Source organism: Pseudoxanthomonas fibrivorans (assembly GCF_041464125.1).
Classification (GTDB): Bacteria; Pseudomonadota; Gammaproteobacteria; order Xanthomonadales; family Xanthomonadaceae; genus Pseudoxanthomonas.
In genome coordinates this window covers 491,796-514,912 of the sequence record NZ_JBGNUG010000002.1, presented here as the reverse complement: position 1 = coordinate 514,912, position 23,117 = coordinate 491,796, and the positions used below count along the sequence as shown (strand labels likewise).

The 23,117-nt window shown below is 70.9% G+C and carries 20 protein-coding genes; 9 read left to right on the top strand and 11 right to left on the bottom strand.

Annotated features, from left to right (window positions below):
* Positions 1-3: 3 nt before the first annotated feature.
* The 3 genes from otsB to otsA all read left to right on the top strand — a co-directional run bounded on the left by otsB (position 4) and on the right by otsA (position 3,984).
* A complete protein-coding gene (gene otsB, locus ACA089_RS15805; protein ID WP_372018708.1) occupies positions 4-777 on the top strand; it encodes a trehalose-phosphatase in 774 nt (257 codons plus the stop codon).
* A gap of 61 nt (positions 778-838) precedes the next feature.
* A complete protein-coding gene (locus ACA089_RS15800) occupies positions 839-2,620 on the top strand; it encodes a glycoside hydrolase family 15 protein (RefSeq protein WP_372018988.1) in 1,782 nt (593 codons plus the stop codon).
* Positions 2,617-3,984: an alpha,alpha-trehalose-phosphate synthase (UDP-forming) gene (otsA, locus tag ACA089_RS15795; RefSeq protein WP_372018705.1), complete on the top strand. Its 1,368-nt coding sequence runs from the start codon at positions 2,617-2,619 to the stop codon at positions 3,982-3,984. Before ACA089_RS15800 ends, otsA begins: the two co-directional genes overlap by 4 nt.
* Before the next feature lie 19 nt (positions 3,985-4,003).
* Here otsA and pgeF read toward each other — a convergent pair whose 3' ends face one another.
* Together pgeF and rluD are read right to left on the bottom strand one after the other, a co-directional pair.
* Positions 4,004-4,795 carry a peptidoglycan editing factor PgeF gene (pgeF, locus tag ACA089_RS15790; RefSeq protein WP_372018702.1) on the bottom strand — a complete coding sequence of 264 codons (792 nt, stop codon included), beginning with the start codon at positions 4,793-4,795 and terminating at the stop codon, positions 4,004-4,006.
* A gap of 7 nt (positions 4,796-4,802) precedes the next feature.
* Positions 4,803-5,783 (bottom strand): 23S rRNA pseudouridine(1911/1915/1917) synthase RluD, encoded by a 981-nt coding sequence (gene rluD / locus ACA089_RS15785; RefSeq protein WP_372018700.1) that lies wholly within the window; start codon positions 5,781-5,783, stop codon positions 4,803-4,805.
* A gap of 101 nt (positions 5,784-5,884) precedes the next feature.
* On the opposite strand from rluD, the gene ACA089_RS15780 reads away from it, so the two are divergent.
* Complete coding sequence (locus ACA089_RS15780; RefSeq protein ID WP_372018698.1) at positions 5,885-6,760, top strand: outer membrane protein assembly factor BamD; 876 nt, start codon at positions 5,885-5,887, stop codon at positions 6,758-6,760.
* 69 nt (positions 6,761-6,829) lie between these two features.
* Here ACA089_RS15780 and ACA089_RS15775 read toward each other — a convergent pair whose 3' ends face one another.
* The 6 genes from ACA089_RS15775 to sucC form a co-directional block, all read right to left on the bottom strand.
* On the bottom strand, positions 6,830-8,467 hold the full coding sequence (locus ACA089_RS15775; RefSeq protein ID WP_372018696.1) for an NAD+ synthase: 1,638 nt from the start codon (positions 8,465-8,467) through the stop codon (positions 6,830-6,832).
* Between the two features lie 69 nt (positions 8,468-8,536).
* Positions 8,537-9,199 (bottom strand): hypothetical protein, encoded by a 663-nt coding sequence (locus ACA089_RS15770; RefSeq protein ID WP_372018693.1) that lies wholly within the window; start codon positions 9,197-9,199, stop codon positions 8,537-8,539.
* 18 nt (positions 9,200-9,217) lie between these two features.
* Positions 9,218-9,748: an RNA polymerase sigma factor gene (locus ACA089_RS15765; RefSeq protein WP_372018690.1), complete on the bottom strand. Its 531-nt coding sequence runs from the start codon at positions 9,746-9,748 to the stop codon at positions 9,218-9,220.
* 124 nt (positions 9,749-9,872) lie between these two features.
* Positions 9,873-12,776 carry a TonB-dependent receptor plug domain-containing protein gene (locus tag ACA089_RS15760; RefSeq protein ID WP_372018688.1) on the bottom strand — a complete coding sequence of 968 codons (2,904 nt, stop codon included), beginning with the start codon at positions 12,774-12,776 and terminating at the stop codon, positions 9,873-9,875.
* 484 nt (positions 12,777-13,260) lie between these two features.
* Positions 13,261-14,136 carry a succinate--CoA ligase subunit alpha gene (gene sucD / locus ACA089_RS15755; protein WP_372018687.1) on the bottom strand — a complete coding sequence of 292 codons (876 nt, stop codon included), beginning with the start codon at positions 14,134-14,136 and terminating at the stop codon, positions 13,261-13,263.
* An 85-nt stretch (positions 14,137-14,221) separates the two neighbouring features.
* Complete coding sequence (sucC, locus tag ACA089_RS15750; RefSeq protein WP_372018684.1) at positions 14,222-15,385, bottom strand: ADP-forming succinate--CoA ligase subunit beta; 1,164 nt, start codon at positions 15,383-15,385, stop codon at positions 14,222-14,224.
* 212 nt (positions 15,386-15,597) lie between these two features.
* Between sucC and ACA089_RS15745 the strand changes: the two genes are divergently transcribed.
* The 5 genes from ACA089_RS15745 to ACA089_RS15725 all read left to right on the top strand — a co-directional run bounded on the left by ACA089_RS15745 (position 15,598) and on the right by ACA089_RS15725 (position 20,830).
* Complete coding sequence (locus ACA089_RS15745; RefSeq protein WP_372018681.1) at positions 15,598-17,199, top strand: sensor histidine kinase; 1,602 nt, start codon at positions 15,598-15,600, stop codon at positions 17,197-17,199.
* A 49-nt stretch (positions 17,200-17,248) separates the two neighbouring features.
* The gene (locus ACA089_RS15740; RefSeq protein ID WP_372018679.1) at positions 17,249-18,649 is read left to right on the top strand and encodes a sigma-54-dependent transcriptional regulator; all 1,401 of its coding nucleotides are present in this window, start codon (positions 17,249-17,251) and stop codon (positions 18,647-18,649) included.
* 76 nt (positions 18,650-18,725) lie between these two features.
* On the top strand, positions 18,726-19,505 hold the full coding sequence (gene rsmA / locus ACA089_RS15735) for a 16S rRNA (adenine(1518)-N(6)/adenine(1519)-N(6))-dimethyltransferase RsmA (RefSeq protein ID WP_372018677.1): 780 nt from the start codon (positions 18,726-18,728) through the stop codon (positions 19,503-19,505).
* Positions 19,506-19,584: 79 nt separating this feature from the next.
* Positions 19,585-19,968, top strand: a complete 384-nt coding sequence (gene apaG, locus ACA089_RS15730; protein ID WP_372018675.1) for a Co2+/Mg2+ efflux protein ApaG — start codon at positions 19,585-19,587, stop codon at positions 19,966-19,968.
* Between the two features lie 10 nt (positions 19,969-19,978).
* Positions 19,979-20,830 carry a symmetrical bis(5'-nucleosyl)-tetraphosphatase gene (locus tag ACA089_RS15725; protein ID WP_372018673.1) on the top strand — a complete coding sequence of 284 codons (852 nt, stop codon included), beginning with the start codon at positions 19,979-19,981 and terminating at the stop codon, positions 20,828-20,830.
* A 13-nt stretch (positions 20,831-20,843) separates the two neighbouring features.
* Here the strand turns inward: ACA089_RS15725 and ACA089_RS15720 are convergent, their stop codons facing one another.
* From ACA089_RS15720 to lgt, 3 genes are read right to left on the bottom strand one after another with little or no spacing between them, the layout of a single operon-like run.
* Positions 20,844-21,341 (bottom strand): dihydrofolate reductase, encoded by a 498-nt coding sequence (locus ACA089_RS15720; RefSeq protein WP_372018985.1) that lies wholly within the window; start codon positions 21,339-21,341, stop codon positions 20,844-20,846.
* An 8-nt stretch (positions 21,342-21,349) separates the two neighbouring features.
* Positions 21,350-22,144, bottom strand: a complete 795-nt coding sequence (locus ACA089_RS15715; protein WP_372018671.1) for a thymidylate synthase — start codon at positions 22,142-22,144, stop codon at positions 21,350-21,352.
* On the bottom strand, positions 22,141-23,034 hold the full coding sequence (gene lgt / locus ACA089_RS15710; protein WP_372018670.1) for a prolipoprotein diacylglyceryl transferase: 894 nt from the start codon (positions 23,032-23,034) through the stop codon (positions 22,141-22,143). The genes ACA089_RS15715 and lgt overlap by 4 nt, the downstream gene beginning before the upstream one ends.
* Positions 23,035-23,117: the final 83 nt, after the last annotated feature.

Sequence of the window (23,117 nt, the reverse complement as noted above, 5' to 3'; positions counted from 1 at the left end):
CCCATGGCCGACGCGAACTCCCCACGCCCGTCGCCGCCGCCGCTCGACGACGCTTCCGCGTTGTTCCTCGACGTGGATGGCACCCTGGTCGGCTTCAGCACCGACCCCGACGCCGTGCGCGTCTCCGCCCTGGTGCTGGAGGCCCTCGGCGCCATCAGCGACCGCCTGCACGGCGCGGTCGCGCTGGTCAGCGGGCGCCCGCTGGCCCAGCTCGACGCGCTGTTCTCGCCACTGAAGCTGCCCGCCGCTGGCCTGCACGGACACGAGTTCCGCGGCGACGCGGCCGCCGCGCACGACATTCCCGAGGCCACCTCCACCTTCCTGCACGACCTGCACCGCGCGGCCACCCACCTGGCCGCCGCGCATCCCGGCGTGCTGGTCGAGGACAAGGGCGTAAGCGTGGCGCTGCACTGGCGCGCCGCGCCGCATGCCGCGGACATCGTCTCCGGCTTCGCCCGCGAGCGCCTGGCCGGGCTGGCCGGCTACCGGCTGCAGCCGGGCGACCACGTGGTCGAGTTCGTGCCCGAGGGCGCGGACAAGGGCCGCGCGGTGGAACGGATGATGGCGCGCGCACCGTTCGCCGGGCGCGTGCCGGTGTTCGTCGGCGACGACCTCACCGACGAATTCGGTTTCGCCGCCGCGCACCGCCTCGGCGGCTGGAGCGTGCTGGTCGGCGCGCGCGAACCCAGCATCGCCGGCCACGGGCTGGCAGGCATCGAAGCCGTGCAGGACTGGCTGCTGGCCAACGCACGGCGTGCGGAGGGCGCCACGCCGTAGCGCCCGCGCGCCACGGCCCGCACCGACGGACGGACGAACACACGAAGGGACAGGAATGCACATACACGAGTCGAACCTGCAACTGGGCGTGATCGGCAACGGCAGCTTCGGCGCCCTGGTCGACGGCCGTGGCCGCGTGGTCTGGGGCTGCCTGCCGGCCTTCGATGGCGACCCCGCCTTCTGCGCCCTGCTCTCGCCCAGCGAGCACGAGGGCGGCGACTTCGGCATCGAACTGGAGGACTTCGCCCGCGCCGAGCAGGCGTACGTGCCGAACACCGCCGTGCTGCGGACGGTGCTGCACGACCGGCACGGCGGCGCGGTGGAAATCCTCGACTTCGCCCCGCGCTGGCGCCAGAACGGGCGCTTCTACCGCCCGGTGTCGATCATCCGCCGGATCACGCCGCTGTCGGGCAATCCCCGCATCCGGGTGCTGGCCCGGCCACTGGCCGACTGGGGCGCCCGCGTCCCCGAGCACACCTGGGGCAGCAACCACGTGCGCTGGCTGCTGCCCGGCTTCACCCTGCGACTGACCACCGACGTGCCGGTGCGCTTCGTGCGCGAGGGCCTGCCGTTCGTGCTCAGCCACCGCCTGCACCTGGTGCTCGGCCCGGACGAGCCGCTCTCCCGCTCGATTGCCGGCTACGTCGAGGAGGCGGTCGCGCGCACGCTCGAGTACTGGCGCGAGTGGGTCCGCTACCTGTCGATCCCGCTGGAGTGGCAGGACGCGGTGATCCGCAGCGCGATCACCCTGAAGCTGTGCCAGTACGAGGACAGCGGCGCGATCATCGCGGCGATGACGACCTCGATCCCGGAGGCGCCGGGCTCCTCGCGCAACTGGGACTACCGCTACTGCTGGCTGCGCGACGCCGCCTTCGTGGTGCGCGCGCTGAACCGCCTGGGCGCGACCCGCAGCATGGAGGAATTCCTCCGCTACATCTTCAACATCGCCACCCACGACGGCACCCTGCAGCCGCTGTACGGGATCGGCTTCGAGGAAAAGCTCGAGGAACACGAGGTACCCTCGCTGGCCGGCTATCGCGGCATGGGCCCGGTGCGGCGCGGCAATCTGGCCTGGATCCAGAAGCAGCACGACGTCTATGGCAGCGTCGTGCTGGCCTCGACCCAGCTGTTCTTCGACCAGCGCCTGGTCGATCCCGGCGACGCCCACACCTTCGCCCGGCTCGAACCGCTGGGCGAGCGCGCCTTCGCCCTGCACGACGTGCCCGACGCCGGCCTGTGGGAATTCCGCGGCCGCGCCGAAGTCCACACCTATACCGCGGCGATGTGCTGGGCCGCCTGCGACCGCCTGGCCAAGATCGCGCTGCGGCTCGGCCTGGACGAACGCGCCGGCTACTGGCGCGGGCGCGCCGACACGATCCACGCCACCACCCTGGCCCGCGCCTGGCGCGAGGACGCCGGCCACTTCAGCGCCTCCTTCCAGAGCGACTACCTCGATGCCTCGCTGCTCCTGCTGGCCGACATCGGCTTCGTCGCGCCGGACGACCCGCGCTACGTCGCCACGGTCGAGGCGATCGGCCGCGAGCTGCGGCACGGCGACGGCGTGTTCCGCTACGTGGCGCCGGACGACTTCGGCACGCCCGAGACCAGCTTCACCATCTGCACGTTCTGGTACATCGACGCGCTGGCCGCGATCGGGCGCATGGACGAGGCGCGCGAGCTGTTCGAACGCGTGCTGGCCCGCCGCAACCGGCTGGGCCTGCTGTCGGAGGACATGGCATTCGAGGACGGCGAAGGCTGGGGCAACTTCCCGCAGACCTATTCGCATGTCGGACTGATCATCGCCGCGATGCGCCTGTCGCGTTCCTGGCAGGAGGCCTCGTGAGCCGGCTGGTGGTGGTGTCCAACCGGGTGGCCATCCCCGGCGAGAACCGCGCCGGCGGCCTGGCCGTGGCGTTGCAGGCGGCGCTGGGCGAGCGCGGCGGCCTGTGGTTCGGATGGAGCGGGCGGACCGTGCGCGGCGACAGCGGCGAGGTCCACGAACAGCGCGAGGGCGACATCCGCTACGTCACCGTGGACCTCAACCGCACCGACCTGGATGGCTACTACAACGGCTTCTCCAACCGCACGCTGTGGCCGCTGCTGCACTTCCGCCTGGACCTGGTCGACTACGACCGCGCCACCCGCGAGGGCTACCGCCGGGTCAACGCGCTGTTCGCCGACCGGCTGGCGCCGCTGCTGCGCGAGGACGACACGGTCTGGATCCACGACTACCACCTGATCCCGCTGGCGGCGCTGCTGCGCGAGCGCGGCATCGGCTGCAGGATCGGCTTCTTCCTGCACGTGCCGGTGCCCTCGGCCGACCTGCTGATGGCCATGCCCGACCACCAGCGGCTGATGTCCACGCTGTACGCCTACGACCTGATCGGCTTCCAGACGCGGCGCGACAAGGACCGCTTCCAGTCCTACGTGCGCCTGTACGGCGGCGGCCGGATCCTCGATGACGACGTGCTGGAGGCGCCCGGTGGCCGCCGCTTCCGCACCGGCGCGTTCCCGATCAGCATCGACACCCGGCACATCGCCCGCCAGGCGGCGTCGGCGATGGCCAAGCCGGCGGTGCGCCAGCTGCGCACCAGCCTGGAAGGACGGATGCTGGCCATCGGCGTGGACCGGCTGGACTACTCCAAGGGCCTGCCCGAGCGTTTCCACGGCTTCGAGCGCTACCTGCAGCGCCATCCCGACCAGCGCGGCAGCCTCACCTACCTGCAGATCGCCCCGGTGTCGCGCGGCGACGTCGGCGAGTACCAGCAGCTGCGCAGCCAGCTGGAACAGATCGCCGGCCATATCAACGGCGGCCACGCCGAACCGGACTGGACGCCGCTGCGCTACGTCAACCGCAATTTCCCGCACGGCACCCTGACCGGCTTCTACCGCAGCGCGCGCGTGGGGCTGGTCACGCCGCTGCGCGACGGCATGAACCTGGTGGCGAAGGAATACGTGGCAGCGCAGGACCCGCAGGACCCGGGCGTGCTGGTGCTCTCGCTGCTGGCCGGCGCCGCGCAGGAGATGACCGACGCGCTGCTGGTCAACCCGCACGACCTGGACGGCGTGGCCGACGCGATCGCCACCGCCGCGGCGATGCCGCTGGCCCGCAGGAAGGAGCGCTGGCAGGCGATGATGGAACACCTGCTGCGCCACGACATCCATGCCTGGCGGCGCGACTACCTGCACGCGCTGGAGGCGTGCTGATCCGGGTGCCGCGGAAGGATCAGGCGCGGTAGACCAGGGTGGCCATCCGCCCGGTGCGCGGGTCGCGCCGGTGGGAGTAGAAGCGCCCGGCGTCGCCGATCGTGCACAGCCCGCCGCCGTGGATCGCATCCGCGCGGACGCCCGCGGCCTGCAGGCGCCGACGTGCCAGCGCGTACAGGTCCACGCGCCAGTGCCCGGGCCGCGTGGACGCGAATGCCTCCTGCGCCGCGGGATCCCCGGCGACGAACGCCTCGCGCACCTCCGCGCCGACCTCGTAGGCCAGCGGTCCCGCGGCGGGACCCAGCCATGCCAGCAGGTGCCGGGGTGGCGTGCGCATCGCCGCGACGGTGGCCTCGAGCGCGCCGGTGGCCAGCCCGCGCCAGCCGGCATGCGCCGCGCCGACCTCGCTGCCATCGGCCGCGGCAAACACCACCGGCAGGCAGTCGGCGGTGAGGATCGCCAGCACCACGCGCGGGGTGGCGGTCACCGCCGCGTCGGCCTCCGGCTCGTCGTCGATTGCCGACGCGGACCGGGCCGGGGCCTCGAAGCGCAACACGCCGGTGCCGTGGACCTGGCGCAGCCAGTGCGGCGGCGAAGGCAGGCCGGCCAGCCGCACCAGCGCCTCGCGGTTACCGGCGACCGCCTGCGGATCGTCGCCGCTGCGCGCGCCGAGGTTGAAGGTGTCGAACGGCGCGGCCGAATGCCCGGCGCCATGGCGCACGGTGGTGAACGCCACCACGCCGGGCGGCGCGGGCCAGTCGGCGGGCAGGAGGCCGTGCGCCCCGGACGTCGCGGCGGGCATGGCGCTCATCGCCGGCTCAGCGCCGCTGGCTCTCGTCCCATGCGCGCGTGTCCTCGCGGAGCACGCGCAGCAGGTCGACCATGTCGGCCGGCACCGGCGCCGAGACGCGCACCCGTTCGCCGTGCACGGGGTGGGCGAACTCCAGGGTTTCGGCATGCAGGGCCTGGCGCCTGAATCCGCGCAGCTGGCCGGCGAGGTCGTCGCTGGCGCCCTTGGGCAGCTTCAGCGGGCCGCCGTAGAGCGGGTCGCCGACGATGGGGTGGCGCAGGTGCTGCATGTGCACGCGGATCTGGTGGGTGCGGCCGGTCTCCAGCCGGCACTCCAGCGCGGTGTGCGCGCGGAAGCGCTCGCGCAGGCGGAAGTGGGTGACCGCGTCCTTGCCGTCCTCGCGCACCGCCATGCGCAGGCGGTCGCGCGGGTGGCGGTCGATCGCCGCATTGGCGGTACCGCCGGAGACCAGCGCGCCGACCACCACGGCGAGGTACTGGCGGTGGACCTCGCGCGCGGCCAGTTGCGCCACCAGGCCGGTGTGCGCCGGCAGCGTGCGGGCCACGACCATGACCCCGCTGGTGTCCTTGTCCAGCCGATGGACGATCCCGGCGCGCGGCAGCAGCGCCAGGCCGGGGTCCCGGTGCAGCAGGGCGTTGACCAGGGTCCCGGCCGGGTTGCCCGCCCCGGGATGGACGACCAGGCCGGCCGGCTTGTCCAGCACGAACAGGTCGGCGTCCTCGTACAGGATGTCCAGCGGGATGTCCTCGGCCACCGCCTCGGTCTGGACCTCGGCCACGGCCGCCAGGGTCACCCGTTCGCCCCCGCGGACCAGGTCGCGCGGGCGAGCGGGCTGGCCGGCGAGCAGCACGTCGCCGGACTTGATCCAGGACGACAGCCGCGACCGCGAGTACTCGGGGAACAGTTCGGCCAGGACCGCGTCGAAGCGGCGGCCGGCGGCCTCGTCGGGGACGGTGGCCTGGCGGGGGGATTCGGAAGGCAGGGACATGGGGAACGCCGGTGCGGGGACGGTCCGGGCGCGGGAGTCAGTCGCCGGACAGGCCACTAGGCTATCATCGGCCCTTCCGTTTCCGCGCCGCCTGCCTTCCGATGGCCCACCGCCCCCGCTTCGCCCTCCCCGCTCCGCTGCGCCTGGCCGCCCTGCTGCTGGCGCTGGCCTTCCTGGCCACCGGCTGCGGCCGCAACAGCAAGGAAGACGCCGACGAGGGCCTCCCGGTCACCGAGCTCTACGACAAGGCGCACGGCCAGATGCAGGCCGGCAACTGGTCCGACGCGGAGAAGACCTTCAAGCGCCTCGTCGCGCAGTACCCCTACGGCCCTTACACCGAACAGGCGCTGATGGAAACGGCCTACGCGCAGTTCAAGGCCGGCAAGCACGAGGACGCGGTCGCGACCATCGACCGCTTCATCCGCACCTATCCGACCCACCGCAACATCGCCTACTTCTACTACCTGCGCGGCCTGTCCAACTCCAACCGCGACGCGGTGTTCCTGCAGCGCGTCTGGTCGCTGGACCCGGCCCGCCGCGACCTGGCCTCGCCGCAGCAGGCCTACGACGACTTCTCGCGCGTGGTCCAGCGCTACCCGAACAGCCGCTACGCCGCCGACGCCCGCCAGCGCATGGTCGAGCTGCGCGACCTGTTCGCCCGCCACGAGATGGACACCGCGCTGTACTACATGCGCCGCGGCGCGTGGCTGTCGGCGATCGGCCGCGCCCAGTACATCCTGGAGACCTACCCCCAGAGCTCGTACCAGAACGACGCCGTCGCCGTGCTGGCCGCCGCCTACACCGAGCTGGGCAACGAGACCCTTGCCGCCGACGCCCGGCGCGTGCTCCAGCTCAACGACCCGCAGCACCCGCTGCTGCACGGCGACTGGCCGGACTACCCGATGGCGATCCGCAAGCTGAATCCCTTCGCCGGCGAGGTGTCGCCGACCGGCCAGCGCAACGCGACCCGCGACTGACGGGGCCCACCCGGGCGGGTTCGAAGACAGGCGCACTCCGGTGCGCCTGTCGCGTTTCAGGCGCCGCGATCAGCCGGCAAAACCGTTGCTGATCGGATAGCGCCGCTCGCGGCCGAACGCGCGGCGCGACACCTTCGGCCCCGGCGCGGCCTGGTGGCGCTTCCACTCGCTGGTCCGCACCAGCCTCAGCACCCGGTCCACCACCTCCGCGGCGTAGCCGGCGGCGACGATCTCGTCGCGCGACTGCTCCTGGTCGACGTAGCGGTACAGGATGCCGTCCAGCACGTCGTAGGCCGGCAGCGAATCCTGGTCGGTCTGGTTGGCGCGCAGTTCGGCCGAAGGCGGCCGCGCGATCACCGCCGGCGGGATCACCGGCGCCCCGCCCACCGTGTTGCGCCACTTGGCCAGGCCGAACACCTCGGTCTTGTACAGGTCTTTCAGCGGCGCGTAGCCGCCGCACATGTCGCCGTAGATCGTGGCGTAGCCGACCGCGTACTCGCTCTTGTTGCCGGTGGTCAGCAGCAGCCCGCCGAACTTGTTGGACAGCGCCATCAGCAGCGCGCCGCGGCTGCGCGACTGCAGGTTCTCCTCGGTCGTGTCGGGCTCCTGGCCCTCGAACATCGCGTCCAGCGCCTGCAGGAAGCCGGTGAAGGCCGGCTCGATCGCGATCGTCTCCAGCTTCACCCCGAGCGCGGCGCACTGCTCGGCCGCCAGGTCGTTGGACAGGTCGGCGGTGTAGCGCGACGGCAGGCGCACCGCGGTGACGTTGGCCGCGCCCAGCGCGTCGACCGCCAGCGCCAGCACCAGCGCCGAATCGATCCCGCCGGACAGGCCCAGCCACACCTTCGAGAAGCCGTTCTTGCCGCAGTAGTCCTGGAGGCCGCGCACCACCGCGCGCCAGGCCAGCGCGTCCATGCTCTCGTCGCCATCGTCCATCCACTGCACCGGCACGAAGCGGCGGCTGGCGGCGTCGTAGTCCACGACCAGCCACTGGTCGGTGAACGCGGCCGCGGCCGGGTGCACGGTGCCGTCGCCGTCGGCCACCACCGAGGCGCCGTCGAACACCACCGCGTCCTGGCCGCCGACCAGGTTGAGGTAGGCCAGCGCCGCCCCGGACTCGCGCGTGCGCTCGGCCAGCAGCGCGTCGCGCTGGGCGTGCTTGCCGCGCTCGAACGGCGAGGCGTTGGGCACCAGCACCAGCTGCGCGCCGGCGCGCACCGTGTCGGCCAGCGGCTCGGCGAACCACAGGTCCTCGCAGACCAGCACGCCGACCGGCACGCCGCCGACCTCGAACACGCATGGCCCGCCGTCCGGGTCGACCTCGAAGTAGCGGCGCTCGTCGAACACCGCGTAGTTGGGCAGCTCGCGCTTGCGGCAGGTCTGCTCGACCCGTCCGTCGCGCAGCACGCTGGCGGCGTTGTAGAGCACGCTGCCGGCCGACTCGGGCCAGCCGACCACGGCCACGATTCCGGTCGCCGCCTTCGCCACGTCCTGCAGCGCCGCCTCGCAGGCGGCCAGGAACGACGGGCGCAGCAGCAGGTCCTCCGGCGGATAGCCGCTGATCGCCAGCTCGGGGAACAGGACCACGTCGGCACCGAACTCGTCGCGGGCCTCGGCGATCATCTCCGCGATCCGGGCCGCGTTGCGCGCCACCGCGCCGACCGGGAAGTCGAACTGGGCCATCGCGATGCGCAGGGAGTCCTTCATGGCGGCATTCCGTTCGTGGGCTGGGCCCATGATACCGGCGACGGCATCAACGGCCCGGCACGGGCGCGGTCAGTCGCGTTCCAGCTCCGCCAGTTCGTCCAGCAGCGCGCGCCCGCGGCGGATCGCGCTGCTCTCGTCGAACCCGCGCCCGTCCCGCCGCGCCGTGCGGCGGCGGCGCACGCGCCAGTTCCAGGCGTACATCGCCACCAGCCCCAGCGCGCTCACGGCCAGGCTCCACCAGATCCACGGCGGCGTGCCGGCCGCCGGGTCGACCGCGCCCAGGCCCGCGAAGGCCACCGTCACCGGCAGCCACATCACCATCCATGGCGCCCCGCACACGTTGGAATTGAAGGCGTAGAAGCACTGCAGCCGCGCCATCTGCTTCTGGATCCGCACCACCGGCGCCGAGTAGTCGATCGTCCCGGCCAGGCCGAGGGTGATGCCGGCCAGCGCCGCATGGGCCACGCCGAAGCCGTGGACCAGCACGCCGGCCCAGAACATGCCGGGCACGGCGGTATTGCGTGTCCAGCAGGCCACGCCGAGGGCGATCAGGCCGATGCCGAGCAGCGCCTGCAGGACCTGCCCCCACGTTAGCGACCGCAGGCTGTGGCGCACGCCTTCCAGCTTGCGTTCGCGCAGCAGGTGCCATTGCAGCAGTTCCTGCCGTTCCAGCTGGCGGCCCAGCACCTGCCAGGCCTGCTTGAGTTCGTCGAGTTCCATGGTGGCGTCCATTGATGGCGGGTATCCGGGTCAGTCGCGGAGGTGGTCGGCCGCGAATTCGCGCAGGCGCTGCCTGAGCCGGCCGATGCGGGTGGTGACGTTGCTCTCGCCGATGCCGAGCACCTCGGCCATCTCCCGGCCGCTGCGTTCCTCCAGGTAGAGCAGCAGCAGGGCGCGGTCGAGCGGCCCGAGCGTGGCCATGAACCGCTGCAGCACGCGCAGCCGCTCGTGGGTTTCAGGATCGAAGCCGCGCTCGTCGGCGAGCTCGTGCAGGTGGTCGTCCAGCGGCACGGCGCCGCGTTGCGGCTCGGCCTGCCCGCGCAGGAACGAGATCGCGGTGTTGAGCGCGATCCGGTACATCCAGGTCGAGAAGCTGCGCGAGGGGTCGTAGGACGGCCAGGCCCGCCACAGCTGGGCCGCGATCTCCTGGGCCAGGTCGGCGCGGTCCTCGGCGCCGCGGGCGTAGCTGCCGGCGACCTTGTGGACGATGCCGCGGTGCCGCTGCAGCAGCACGGCGAACGCCTGGTCCGGGGCTTCGGTCATGGCGGTGGCGAGGTCCATGCAGGCGCGCTTCCGTGGTCATTGTGTCCAATGCACGGGTGATTCGCACACGCAGGCGGTTTGTCACACCGGAAAAGACAACGGCCCCGGAAGGGGCCGCTGCCTTGGTCGGATGGACCGCCCGTCAGAACCGCTGCTGGTAGCTCATGTAGAAGAACCGGCCCGGGACGAGGTACTGCGCGTCGTACGAATTGGCGAACGCGTCCGAGGAGAACGGCGGATCGGTATCGAACAGGTTGCGGATGCCGAGCGTGACCTTGCCATCCCACGGGGCCGACCAGCCGGCCTGGACGTGGGTGTAGGTCACCGCCTTCAGCTCGTTCTCCGGACGACGCGAGGGAACCGCGACGACGTCGGTGGTGCCCGGCACGAACTGGTAGTCGTCGATGATCCGGTTCGGGTCCGAGCACAGGTTGACCAGGTCGAGGTAGGCCGGGTCGCGTGCGCCGAGCGCGATGGCGGTGTTGTACACGTTGTTGCAGCTCTCCTGGACCCGGCTGCGGTACTCGAACGTGATCGAGGCATCCACGGCGCCCATGCTCCATGCCGCGGTCAGGTTCGACCGCAGGCGGTGGCGCGGCGCGCCCGTCGAGGAACCCGACGGCAGGGTGCCGACGGTGTTGCCGCTGGAGATGCGGCCGTCGCCGTTCAGCTGGCCGCGCGCCGGCTCGTCCACGTCGCCGTAGTAGGACACGTAGGTGTTGTCCAGGCGGAAATGGAAGCGGCCCCAGTCGCCCGGTTCGAAGTGGTAGGACGCACCGAAGTCGAAGCCCTCGGTCTGCAGGCCGCCGACGAAGTTGCGGTTGACCGCCTGGATGCCGGAGATCTCGCCCGGGTTGCCGTTGACCGCGCCGACCTGGTCGCGCGTGATCAGCGCGCAGCTGCCCGCATTGGCCTGCAGGTAGCACTCGTTGATGATCGTCTGCGCCGTCAGGGCGCCGATCGCGTTCTCGATGACGATGTGGTACCAGTCGACGTAGGTTTCCAGGCCCTCGGCCCAGTCAGGCGAGTAGACCAGGCCGACGGTCTTGGTCTCGGAGGTCTCGGGCTTGAGGTCCGGGTTGCCGCCCGTGGTGGCGTAGGTCTGCGAGAGCTGGCTGCGGAAGCCCACCGGGACCCCGTTGGCCTGGCACTGCGACCTGACCGCGGCGCTGCCGACGAAGTTGGGGTTGTTGTTGCTGCACACGTCCTGGAAGGACGGGCGCCCCGTCGCGAAGCCCTGGTACAGCTCGGTCACCGACGGAGCACGGAAGCCCTCGCCCCACGAGCCGCGGACCAGCAGCGTGTCGCTGACCTGCCAGCGCAGGCTCACCTGCGGGTTGGTGGTGGTGCCGAAGGACGAGTAGTCGGAGTAGCGCGCGGCCAGGTTCAGCTCGAGGGCCTTGGCGAACGCCGCGTCCGCCAGGATCGGCACCTGCAGCTCCAGGTACGCCTCGTCGACGCTGTAGCTGCCTTCGGTGGGCAGGAACGGGTTGTCGCCGAGGACCAGGCCGGCCGCGGTGAGCGGATCCGGCTCGCTGGAGCCGGACTCCTTGCGATGCTCCAGGCCGAAGGCGAAGCCGGCCGTGCCCGCCGGCAGGCTGAACAGGTCGCCGCTGAGGTTGGCCACGAACGACTCGGACGTGGACTTCATCAGGTTCTTGGGATTGACCGCGATGTAGTCGTACATCTCCTGGGTGAAGCCGGCAGGGCCGCCCATGACGTTCATCGGCACGCAGTCGGCGATGATCGCGGTCGGGGTGCCGCACCGCGCCACGCCGCCGGCGTCGATGAACGAGGGACCGGTGGCCTGCGCGACGCGGGTCGAGAAGTAGAAGCCGTTCTTCGGCTGCAGCTGCTTGTTGGACGCGTAGGTGTAGCCGGCGTCCCAGTCGAAGATGCGGTCGCCGATCTCGAAGATGCCGTCGAAGGCGCCGGAGAAACGCCACGTATCCTGCTCCTGGCCGAACACGCGCGGGAAGTTCGTGGGCCGGAAGGCGCCGCCGGTGATGTTGACGCCGAACGGGTTGTAGATGCTCTGCGCCGAGATGGTCAGCGGGGACAGCGGCTGGGCCGCCAGCTGCGCGTCGCCGACGCGGTTGTTGTAGAAGACCTCGGTGCTGAAGCGGACGTCGTCGGTCAGCTCGTAGCTGGCGGTACCGAACAGCGAATAGGTGCGCTGCGGCTGGACCAGGTGGTTGTCCGGCGCGAAGTTGTAGCCGTCGGTGAGGAAATTGAACGGACGGAAATCGGCCGCGGTAGCGGTGGTGCAGCGCTGGTTCGGCAGGCAGCCCGGGCGGCTGGGGTCGAGGATGATGTTGCCGCGGCCGGTCACGGTGAAGTTGCCGTAAGGGCCGGTGGGGCTCGCGCGGCCCGGGGTCGAGACGGTCGCCGGGAAGCCGTACAGCGGCACCGCGGAGATCTCGCGGTCGCCCGCCGAGACGGCTTCCTGCTCGGTGAACGCCAGGTTGATCAGGCCCGAGAAGCGGTCGGTCGAGCCGCCCAGGGTGAAGTCGTAGGCCTCGCGCCCGCCGTCGCCGGCGTCGTACTGGCCGTAGTAGGCGTTGAACTGGGCGCCGTCGAAATCGCGGCGGGTCTGGATGTTGACCACGCCGCAGATCGCGTCGGAACCGTACAGCGCCGAGGCGCCGTCGCGCAGCACCTGGATGTTCTCCACCGCCGCCATCGGGATGGAGTTGAGGTCGACCGCGCCGCCCAGGCCGTTGTCGCTCGCCCAGCGGCGCCCGTTCACCAGCACCAGCGTGCGGTTGGAACCGCAGTTGCGCAGGCTGATGGAGGAATTGCCGCTGGTGTTGCCGTTGTTGGTGTTGAGGCTGAGCGAGGGACCGGCGACGGTCAGTTCCCGCAGCACGTCGCTGACCTGGGTCAGGCCGGTGCGATCGAGGTCCTCGCGGGTCAGCGACAGGACCGGCTGGGCCGTCTCGATGCCGGCACGCTTGATGCGCGAACCGAGCACCTCGATCTTGTCGAGCGTCTGTGTGGCCTGGGCCTCGCCGCTCTGGGCCGAGGCGACCGCGGGTGCGGCCATGGATACGGCGCCCGCGACGAGCGCATGGGAAATAGCATCCCGCAACCTGGTGGTCTTGAAATTCATCTCGCTGATCTCTCCGAATGTGGTGTTCGGTACATCCCCTGGGTTGGCCCGCCGCTTCCACCGGATGAACACACGGTGAACCCCTCGGCGCGCCAGTTTCAAACATAACTGAATGTCACAGGAAATTAAACATCCGTTAACTCCAGTGTCATAAGTCATTGGGCCCACTGGACTTCCGGCACATGCACACCCCGGATCCGGCCGTCCCTCCCGTGTTGGGCGCGCGATCTGGCCGATCGCCCCAAAGAGAAAGGCCGCCCCCAAGGCGGCCTCTGGCTGTCCTGCGTTCCGTGCTTCCGGCGCATGCCTCCCGACGGGATGCGCAGGTTCATTCCCTGCGAGCAGGCGCCACCCCCGGACGGCGCCCAAAGAAAAAGCCGCCCGGAGGCGGCTTCTTCCGTGTGCATGCCGGGGGGGATCAGCCGCCCAGGCGAGCCTTGATCGCCGCGCCCAGGTCGCCCGGCGAACGGACCGTGGTCACGCCCGCCGCTTCCATCGCGGCGAACTTGCCTTCGGCCGTGCCCTGGCCGCCCGACGCGATCGCGCCGGCGTGGCCCATGCGCTTGCCCGGAGGGGCCGACGCGCCGGCGATGAAGCCGACGACCGGCTTCTTGACGTGCTGCTTGATGTACTCGGCGCCCTCTTCCTCGGCGCTGCCGCCGATCTCGCCGACCATGATGATGCCCTCGGTCTGCGGGTCCTCGTTGAACAGCTTGAGGCAGTCGACGAAGTTCAGGCCGTTGATCGGATCGCCGCCAATACCAATACAGGTCGACTGGCCCAGGCCCACGTCGGTGGTCTGCTTGACCGCTTCGTAGGTCAGCGTGCCCGAACGCGAGACGATGCCGATCTTGCCCGGCTTGTGGATGTGGCCCGGCATGATGCCGATCTTGCACTCGCCCGGGGTGATGATGCCGGGGCAGTTCGGGCCGATCAGGGTCACGCCCTCGTAGCCCTTCAGCACGTTCTTCACGCGCAGCATGTCCAGCACCGGGATGCCCTCGGTGATGCAGACGATGACCTTGATGCCGCCGGCGGCGGCCTCGAGGATCGCGTCGGCCGCGAACGGCGGCGGCACGTAGATGACCGATGCGTCGGCGCCGGTGGCCTTGACCGCGTCGGCGACGGTGTTGAACACCGGCAGGCCGATGTGGGTCTGGCCGCCCTTGCCCGGGGTGACGCCGCCGACGACCTGGGTCCCGTACTCGACCATCTGCTCGGCGTGGAAGGTGCCCTGCTGGCCGGTGAAGCCCTGCACGATCACCTTCGTGTTCTTGTTAACGAGGACGCTCATTTTCTAATCCTTGCTCGTCGCGGGTCGCTTCCGGCGCGCCGCGTGACCGCGGCTCGACCGGTGGCGGATTCCCGCAGGAATGGGTTCAGGCGGCGACCGCGGCGACCGACTTCTTGGCGCCGTCGTTGATGTCGTCGGCGGGGATGATGGCCAGGCCGCTTTCCTTCAGCAGCTTCTTGCCTTCCTCCACGTTGGTGCCTTCCAGGCGCACGATCACCGGCACCTTGACGCCCACGTCCTTGACCGCGGCGATGATGCCCTCGGCGATCATGTCGCAGCGGACGATGCCGCCGAAGATGTTGACGAAGATCGCCTTGACCTTGTCCGAGGACAGGATCAGCTTGAACGCGGTGGTCACGCGCTCCTTGGTGGCGCCGCCGCCGACGTCGAGGAAGTTCGCCGGCTCGCCGCCGTTGAGCTTGATCACGTCCATGGTCGCCATCGCCAGGCCGGCGCCGTTGACCATGCAGCCGATGTTGCCGTCCATGGTGACGTAGTTGAGGTCGTGCTGGCTGGCCAGCACCTCGGTCTCGTCTTCCTGGCTCTTGTCGCGCATGGCGACCAGGTCGGCGTGGCGGAAGCTGGCGTTGTCGTCCGAGTTGACCTTGCCGTCCAGCGCGTACAGGTCGCCGCTGTCGAGGATGGCGAGCGGGTTGAGCTCGACCAGGGCCAAGTCCTTCTCGTTGAAGAGGCGGTACAGGCCGGTCATGATCTTGACCAGCTGGCCGGTCTGCTTGGCGTTCAGGCCCAGCGCGAAGCCGACGTCGCGCGCCTGGTACGGCTGCAGGCCTTCGACGAAATTCACGTTGAGGGTCTGGATCAGGTGCGGGGTTTCCGCCGCGACCTGCTCGATGTCCACGCCGCCTTCGGACGAGGCGATGTAGGTGATCGACTTGCTGCCGCGGTCGACCAGCACCGACAGGTAGAGTTCCTTGGCGATCTCGCCGGCTTCGGTGACCAGCACCTGGTTCACCGGCAGCGCCACGCCGCCGGACTGGTAGGTGGCCATCCTGGTGCCGAGCATGCCGATGGCGGCGTTGAACACGTCGTCGGTCGTCTTGCAGAACTTGACGCCGCCGGCCTTGCCGCGCCCGCCCGCGTGGATCTGGGCCTTGACCATCCAGGGGCCGCTGCCCAGGGCCTTGGCCGCATCGACCGCTTCAGCCGGCGTGGACGCGACGCGCCCGGCCGGGACCGGAATGCCGTAGTCGGCAAACAGTTGTTTCGCCTGGTACTCGTGGAAATTCATGCTTCACCAGTGGGGTGGGGACGGCCGCCGGGCGGGCCCTGGGTCCGGGCCGGGTGGCCGGGGGCTTGCGGGGCGGGGGCAGTATTGTCGCCGACAAGCCTGCGGCGGTGCAAAAAGCCGGCCCGGCGGGGCTTTGCGGGACCCGGCGGACGTCCGCCGGGCGCGCCAGGGACTGTGCCTATACTGGCGCCGGCCGCCACGGGAGCCATGGATTGTCCCCCCCTTCGCTCATCGAACGCCTCGAATCGATCCCCCGGCGCGAGCTCTACTTCTTCAGCCTGTACCGGGTGCTGGAAGCCGGGATCATGGCCGCGCTGGTGTTCAGCCCGGTCGCCACGGTCATCGGCGACCCCCGCAGCGCGGCCATGGGCGGGGCGGTGGCCGTGGCCTACATGGTCGCGGCCGTCGCCCTGCTGCTGCTCGGGCGCAACGAACGCTGGCTGGTGCCGCTGGTCTTCGGCGGGGCCTGCATCGACATCCTCGCCGCCACGCTCGCCACCCACGCCCTGCCCCCGGTCGCGGCCGGCATCGCGATGATGCTGCTGTTCAACGTCGCCGCCGCCGCCATGCTGCTGCCGCTGCGCTACGGCATGACCGTCGCCTGCCTGGCCAGCGTGGCGCTGGTCCTGGAATACCTGTGGTCGGCGCTGGCCGACGGCCAGCCGCCCCGGTCGCTGGCCGAGCTCACGATGTTCGTGACCAGCTACCTGGCGCTGGCCTGGCTGGGCAACCAGATCGGCCACCGCGCGCGCTCCAGCCAGCGGCTGGCCGAACAGCGCACCGCCGAAGTCGCCAACCTGGTCGAGATCAACGAGCTGATCATCCGCCGCATGCGCACCGGCGTGCTGGTGGTCGACGCCGACAACCGCATCACCCTGGCCAACGAGGCGGCATCGCTGCTGCTGGGCGATGGCGGCGAGGCCGGTGCGGCCGGCCTCAACCACGTCGCGCCCGAACTGGCGCGCCGGCTGCAGCGCTGGCGCGGCGGCTGGCAGGTGGACGACACCCCCCTGCAGCTGTTCCCCGACCAGCCCGAGGTGCAGCCGCGCTTCGCCCGCCTGCTGGCGGACAGCGACCTGACCCTGGTCTTCCTCGACGACACCACCGTCGTGTCCCGCCGCGCCGAATCGCTGACCCTGGCCGCGCTGGGGCGGTTCTCGGCCAGCCTGGCCCACGAGATCCGCAACCCGCTGGCGGCGATCAACTACGCGGTGCAGCTGCTGGAGGAGTCGCGGAACGTGGACGACGCCGACCGGCGCCTGCTGCAGATCATCCACCAGCAGTGCCTGCGCACCAACGGCATCGTCGAGAGCGTGCTCGGCCTGGCCCGGCGCGAGCGCGCCAATCCCGAGAACCTCGACCTGGGCGGCTTCGTGCGCCGCTTCGTCGACGACTACCGGCAGACCCTGTCGATCGAGACCGACAGCCTGGAGGCGATCGTCCCGGCGCAGCCGGTGCAGGCGCTGGTCGATCCCCGCCACCTGCAGCAGATCCTCACCGCGCTGGTCCACAACGCGCTCAAGTACGGGCGGATCATGGACGAGCCCTCGCGCGTGCGCCTGCGCGTGTTCCAGGACGGGCGCAATGCGTTCGTGGACGTGCTGGACCGCGGGCCGGGCATCCCCGAAGGCGTGGTCGCGCAGCTGTTCCGGCCGTTCTTCACCACGTCCGAGCACGGCACCGGGCTGGGCCTGTACATCGCCCGCGAACTGAGCCGCGCCAACCAGGCCACGCTGGACTACGTGCCGGTCCCCGGCGGCGGTGCCTGCTTCCGGGTCGGCCTGCCGGGGCCGAACACCATCCTGTCTTTGTGACGTCCGTCCCAGACTTGGCCCGGTTCCCCGACTCGGCTATCGTTCCGGCATGAGCCAAAACCGCAGTGCCCTGATCGTCGACGACGAGCGCGATATCCGCGAACTGCTGGTACTGACGCTGGGCCGGATGGGCCTGCGCGTGGACACCGCGGCCAACCTGGCGGAGGCCCGCGAGCTGCTCGCCGGCAGCCGCTACGACCTGTGCTTCACCGACATGCGCCTGCCCGACGGCAGCGGCATCGACCTGGTCGGCGAGATCTCGCGCAACTACCCGCAGACCCCGGTGGCGATGATCACCGCCTTCGGCAGCATGGACCTGGCGGTGGAGGCGCTGAAGGCCGGCGCCTTCGACTTCGTCAGCAAGCCGGTGGACATCAATGTCCTGCGCGGCCTCGTCCGGCACGCGCTGGAACTGAACAACGCCGAGCGGCCCAAGCCGCCGCCACCGCCGCCGGAGCAGGCCAGCCGCCTGCTGGGCGATTCCTCGGCGATGGCCACCCTGCGCGCGACCATCGCCAAGGTGGCCCGCAGCCAGGCCCCGGTCTACATCCTCGGCGAGTCGGGCGTCGGCAAGGAACTGGTCGCCCGCACGATCCACGAGCAGGGCGCCCGCGCGGCCGGGCCGTTCGTGCCGGTCAACTGCGGCGCGATCCCGGCCGAGCTGATGGAAAGCGAGTTCTTCGGCCACAAGAAGGGCAGCTTCACCGGGGCGCACGCCGACAAGCCGGGCCTGTTCCAGGCCGCCAGCGGCGGCACCCTGTTCCTGGACGAAGTCGCCGAACTGCCGCTGCCGATGCAGGTCAAGCTGCTGCGCGCGATCCAGGAGAAATCGGTGCGTGCGGTGGGCGCGGCCAGCGAGGTGGCCGTGGACGTGCGCATCCTCTCGGCCACCCACAAGGACCTCTCCGGCCTGGTCGCCGATGGCCGCTTCCGCCACGACCTGTACTACCGCATCAACGTGATCGAGCTGCGCGTGCCGCCGCTGCGCGAACGCACCGGCGACCTGCCGCAGCTGGCGGACGCGATCCTGCAGCGGCTGTCCGCCGGGCAGGGCCGCCCCGCGCCCGAGCTGACCGCCGCGGCCATGTCGGCCCTGGCCGGCTATGCCTTCCCCGGCAACGTGCGCGAACTGGAAAACGTGCTCGAACGGGCGCTGGCGCTGGCCGAGGGTGACCGCATCGACGCCCCGGACCTGCACCTGCCCCAGGCCGGGCCGGCGCGCACCGGTGCCGAGCCCAACGGCCAGGCGGCCCCCGCGATCCAGGCCGAAGCCGTGCTCGACATCGATCCGGGCACCGGTGCCCTGCCCTCCTATATCGAGCAGCTCGAGCGCGCGGCGATCCAGAAGGCCCTGGAAGAGAACCGCTGGAACAAGACCCGGACCGCGGCGCAGCTGGGCATCACCTTCCGCGCCCTGCGCTACAAGCTCAAGAAGCTGGGCATGGATTGAGCGGCCGGGCGGCGGCGTCCGCGCCGCCATCCGCTGCCGGGGCTCCGGCGAGGCGCGCGCCCGGCGATAATGGCGCATGAGCACCAGCCACCAGCCCAAGAAGTCCCTCGGCCAGAACTTCCTGCACGAACGCGTCTATATCGAGCGCATCGTCCAGGCGGTGGGCCCGCAACCGGGCGAGCGGGTGGTGGAGATCGGCCCGGGCCAGGGCGCGATCACCCTGCCGCTGCTGCGCCACCATGGCGCGCTGACCGTGATCGAGTTCGACCGCGACCTGATCGCCCCGCTCACCGCGATGGCCGACGGCGTCGGCGAGCTGACCATCGTCCACCGCGACGTGCTGCAGGTGGACTTCACCGCGCTGGCCGCCGGCACCCCGATCAAGCTCTGCGGCAACCTGCCCTACAACATTTCCTCGCCGATCCTGTTCCACGCGCTCGACCATGCCGCGGCGATCCGCGACATGGTCTTCATGCTGCAGAAGGAAGTCGTCGACCGGATGGGAGCCGGGCCCGGAACCAAGGTCTACGGGCGCCTGAGCGTGATGCTGCAGGCCTACTGCCAGGTGCAGCCGCTGTTCGTGGTGCCGCCCGGCGCATTCCGGCCGGCGCCGAAGGTCGATTCGGCCGTGGTGAGGCTGGTGCCGCGCGACCCGGCCGGCGTGGGCATCGAGGATCGCGCGCGCTTCGCCGAGGTGGTCCGGGCCGCCTTCGGCCAGCGCCGCAAGACCTTGCGCAACGCGCTCGCCGGCGTATGCGGCCCGGCCCAGTTCGAGGCCGCCGGCGTCGCCCCGGATGCCCGCGCCGAGCAGCTCGAGGTGGCCGCTTTCATCCGTCTGGCCAACGCCCCGGCGTAGCCGCCGCGCGGCCGCGCGCATGCGCGCGCGTGGCCGCTCGTGGTCTCGGCCCTCACGGCCTTCGCTTACACTTGCCTCCATGCAACAGGACATGCCCTACGTGATCGACGTGGACGTCGAACCGCGCTTCCTCGCCGACCAGTCGGAACCGGACGCCGGGCGCTACGTGTTCGCCTACACGATCCGCATCCGCAACCGTGGACGGGTGGCCGCGCGCCTGCTGGCGCGCCACTGGGAAATCACCGATGGCAACGGCCGCACGGAGGAAGTGCACGGCGACGGCGTGGTCGGGGAGCAGCCCTGGCTGGAACCGGGCGAGGACTACGAATACACCTCCGGCGTGGTCCTCGAGACCAGCGACGGCGCGATGCAGGGACGCTACGACATGCTGGCTGCCGACGGCACCCGCTTCGACGCCCCCATCGCCCCGTTCCTGCTGACCGCGCCGCGGACCCTGCACTGAGGCCGCCGCGATGAGCACCTGGGCCATCGGCGACCTGCAGGGCTGCTACGACGCCACCCAGCGCCTGCTGGAGGCGATCCGCTTCGATCCGGCGGCCGACACCCTGTGGTTCTGCGGCGACCTGGTCAACCGCGGCGGGCAGTCGCTGGAAACCCTGCGGCTGGTCCATTCGCTGCGCGAGCGCAGCGTGGTGGTTCTCGGCAACCACGACCTGTCGCTGCTGGCCATCGGCGAACGCGCCCCGGCCGAGAAGCGCAAGGTCAACCCGGACCTGCAGCGGGTGGTGCTGGCCGACGACGCGACCGAACTGCTGGGCTGGCTGCGCAGGCAGAAGCTGGTGCATGCCGACCGCGCACTGGGCTGGATGATGGTCCACGCCGGCCTGGCGCCGCAGTGGACCACCCAGAACGCCGAGCAGTACGCCGCCGAAATCGAGCAGCAGCTGCGCGGCGACGGTTACCGCGGGCTGCTGCGCAACATGTACGGCGACCGCCCCAACTGGTCGCCGGGACTGCGCGGGCACGACCGCTGGCGCGCGACCATCAACTGGTTCACGCGCGCGCGCTACTGCACGCCGCGCGGTCGCATCGCGATCGAGGAGAAGGGCCCGCCGGGAACCCAGGCCGCCGGCCTGTATCCGTGGTACGAGGCCCCGGGCCGGGTCGAGCGCGACCTGAAGGTCGTCTGCGGGCACTGGTCCACCCTCGGCCTGACCATCACCCAGGGCATCCATGCGATCGACACCGGCGCGGTGTGGGGCGGCAAGCTGACCGCGCTGCGCCTGGACACCGATGAACTGCACGTGGTGCAGGTGGCCGGCCGCGACGTGCAGGCGCTGCCGCCGCACCTGCGCAAGGACTAGCCGCCCCGCGCGGTCATCCGCGCGGGAAGCGGCGGTATTCGACGAAGTCGAACGCCCAGGCGTGGCGGGCATCGGCGGGATGCGCCTGCCGCGCGGCTTCGCGCCACTGCCGCCGGTCCCAGTCCGGGAAGAACGTGTCGGCGTCGACGACCACGGTATCCACTTCGGTCAGCTGCAGCACGTCGGCGCGCGGCAGGGCCAGGGCGTAGACCTCGCCTCCGCCGATCACGCACAGCTCGCCGGCCGCTTCCGCGCGCGCCACCTCGAGCGCCGCCTCCAGCGAGGCGACCGCGCGCATGCCCTCGAACGGCACCGCGCCGCTGCGGGTGAGCACCAGGTTGGTCCGGCCCGGCAGCGCGCGGCCGAGCGACTCGGCGGTCTTCCGCCCCATCAGCACCGGCTTGCCCAGGGTCAACGCCTTGAACCGCTTCAGGTCGTCCGGCAGCCGCCACGGCAGGTCGTTGCCGCGGCCGATGCCGCCACGGCGGTCGAGCGCGGCGACCAGCGACACCTCGACGCTCACACCGCCACCGGGGCCTTGATCGCCGGCAGCGGGTCGTAACCCTCGATCGCGATGTCGTCATGGGCGAACGCGAACAGGTCGGTCACCTGCGGGTTCAGCCTCAGCACCGGCAGCGCGCGCGGCGTGCGTGCCAGCTGCTCGCGCGCCTGTTCGTAGTGGTTCGAGTACAGGTGCGCGTCGCCGAGCGTGTGCACGAAGTCGCCGACTTCCAGGCCCGTCACCTGCGCGACCATGTGGGTGAGCAGTGCATAGCTGGCGATGTTGAACGGGACGCCGAGGAAGATGTCGCCGCTGCGCTGGTACAGCTGGCAGCTCAGCCGGCCGTCGGCGACGTAGAACTGGAACATGGTGTGGCACGGCATCAGCGCCATCTTCGGCAGGTCGGCCACGTTCCAGGCGCTGACGATGAGACGCCGCGAATCCGGATTGCGGCGGATCTCCTCCACGACCCAGCGGACCTGGTCGATCTCGCTGCCGTCGCTGCCGGCCCAGCGCCGCCATTGCTTGCCGTAGACCGGGCCCAGCTCGCCGTCCGCGTCGGCCCACTCGTCCCAGATGCTGACCCGGTTGTCCTTGAGGTAGGCGATGTTGGTCTCGCCCTTCAGGAACCACAGCAGCTCGTGGATGATCGAGCGCAGGTGCAGCTTCTTGGTGGTCACCAGGGGGAAGCCCTGGCGCAGGTCGAAGCGCATCTGCCAGCCGAACACGCTGCGCGTGCCGGTACCGGTACGGTCGGCCTTCTCGGTGCCGTGCTCGAGGACGTGCCCCAGCAGCTCTAGGTACTGCCTCATGGCGTCGCCCCGCGCGCCGGGGCGACGGGCTGCGGCTGCAGCACCGGCGCGGTATGCGAGCGCCACAGCAGGAACAGCCCCAGCGCGACCAGCGGCAGGCTCAGCACCTGGCCCATGGTCAGCCAGCCGAAGGCCAGGTAGCCCAGCTGCGCATCGGGCACGCGCACGAATTCGACCAGGAAGCGGAAACCGCCGTACAACAGGGCGAACATGCCCGATACCGCGTAGCGCGGGCGCGGGCGCGCCGAGAACCACCACAGCACCGCGAACATCACCAGGCCTTCGAGGAAAGCCTGGTAAAGCTGCGAGGGATGGCGCGCGAAGGCGTCCAGCGCACCGGCGTCGAACTGCGCCTTGAGCGCCGCCGGGTCCAGCCCGCGGTATGCCTCCGGCAGCCCGGTCGGGAACACCACGCCCCAGCCGGCCTCGGTGTACTTGCCCCAGAGCTCGCCGCCGACGTAGTTGCCCAGCCGGCCGAAGCCCAGCCCCGGCGGCACCAGCGGGGCGATGAAGTCCATGGTGTCGAAGAAGTGCAGCTTGCGCGCACGCGACCACAGCCAGGCGGCGACCAGCACGCCGATCAGGCCGCCATGGAAGCTCATGCCGCCGTCCCACACGCGCACGATCATCAGCGGGTCGCGCACCAGTTCGCCGAGCCCGTAGAACAGCACGTAGCCCAGGCGCCCGCCGAGGACCACGCCGAGCATCGCGTAGAACAGCAGGTCGGAGAACGCGTTGCCGTCCACGCCGGGCAGGCGGCCGGCGCGGATCCGCCGGTGGCCCAGCCACCACGCCGCGAGGAACCCGAGCAGGTACATCAGCCCGTACCAGTGCACCCGCACCGGCCCCAGCGAGATGGCGATCGGATCGATCTGGTGCAGGACGATCATTGCGCGACCCTTCGAGCGGAAGGCCTATTGTGCCCGAGCGGCATGGCACGGTGGTCGCGGGCGGCGCCCACGCCAGCCCGGGT

What these genes read in the sequence shown, in the direction of transcription:
- apaG (WP_372018675.1), top strand. Translation starts at nt 19,585, where the DNA reads ATGCAACAGGACATGCCCTACGTGATCGACGTGGACGTCGAACCGCGC.
- ACA089_RS15760 (WP_372018688.1), bottom strand. Translation starts at nt 12,776, where the DNA reads ATGGCCGCACCCGCGGTCGCCTCGGCCCAGAGCGGCGAGGCCCAGGCC.
- lgt (WP_372018670.1), bottom strand. Translation starts at nt 23,034, where the DNA reads ATGATCGTCCTGCACCAGATCGATCCGATCGCCATCTCGCTGGGGCCG.
- sucC (WP_372018684.1), bottom strand. Translation starts at nt 15,385, where the DNA reads ATGAATTTCCACGAGTACCAGGCGAAACAACTGTTTGCCGACTACGGC.
- sucD (WP_372018687.1), bottom strand. Translation starts at nt 14,136, where the DNA reads ATGAGCGTCCTCGTTAACAAGAACACGAAGGTGATCGTGCAGGGCTTC.
- rluD (WP_372018700.1), bottom strand. Translation starts at nt 5,783, where the DNA reads ATGTCCCTGCCTTCCGAATCCCCCCGCCAGGCCACCGTCCCCGACGAG.
- ACA089_RS15740 (WP_372018679.1), top strand. Translation starts at nt 17,249, where the DNA reads ATGAGCCAAAACCGCAGTGCCCTGATCGTCGACGACGAGCGCGATATC.
- otsB (WP_372018708.1), top strand. Translation starts at nt 4, where the DNA reads ATGGCCGACGCGAACTCCCCACGCCCGTCGCCGCCGCCGCTCGACGAC.
- ACA089_RS15715 (WP_372018671.1), bottom strand. Translation starts at nt 22,144, where the DNA reads ATGAGGCAGTACCTAGAGCTGCTGGGGCACGTCCTCGAGCACGGCACC.
- rsmA (WP_372018677.1), top strand. Translation starts at nt 18,726, where the DNA reads ATGAGCACCAGCCACCAGCCCAAGAAGTCCCTCGGCCAGAACTTCCTG.
- ACA089_RS15765 (WP_372018690.1), bottom strand. Translation starts at nt 9,748, where the DNA reads ATGGACCTCGCCACCGCCATGACCGAAGCCCCGGACCAGGCGTTCGCC.
- ACA089_RS15725 (WP_372018673.1), top strand. Translation starts at nt 19,979, where the DNA reads ATGAGCACCTGGGCCATCGGCGACCTGCAGGGCTGCTACGACGCCACC.
- pgeF (WP_372018702.1), bottom strand. Translation starts at nt 4,795, where the DNA reads ATGAGCGCCATGCCCGCCGCGACGTCCGGGGCGCACGGCCTCCTGCCC.
- ACA089_RS15770 (WP_372018693.1), bottom strand. Translation starts at nt 9,199, where the DNA reads ATGGACGCCACCATGGAACTCGACGAACTCAAGCAGGCCTGGCAGGTG.
- ACA089_RS15775 (WP_372018696.1), bottom strand. Translation starts at nt 8,467, where the DNA reads ATGAAGGACTCCCTGCGCATCGCGATGGCCCAGTTCGACTTCCCGGTC.
- ACA089_RS15780 (WP_372018698.1), top strand. Translation starts at nt 5,885, where the DNA reads ATGGCCCACCGCCCCCGCTTCGCCCTCCCCGCTCCGCTGCGCCTGGCC.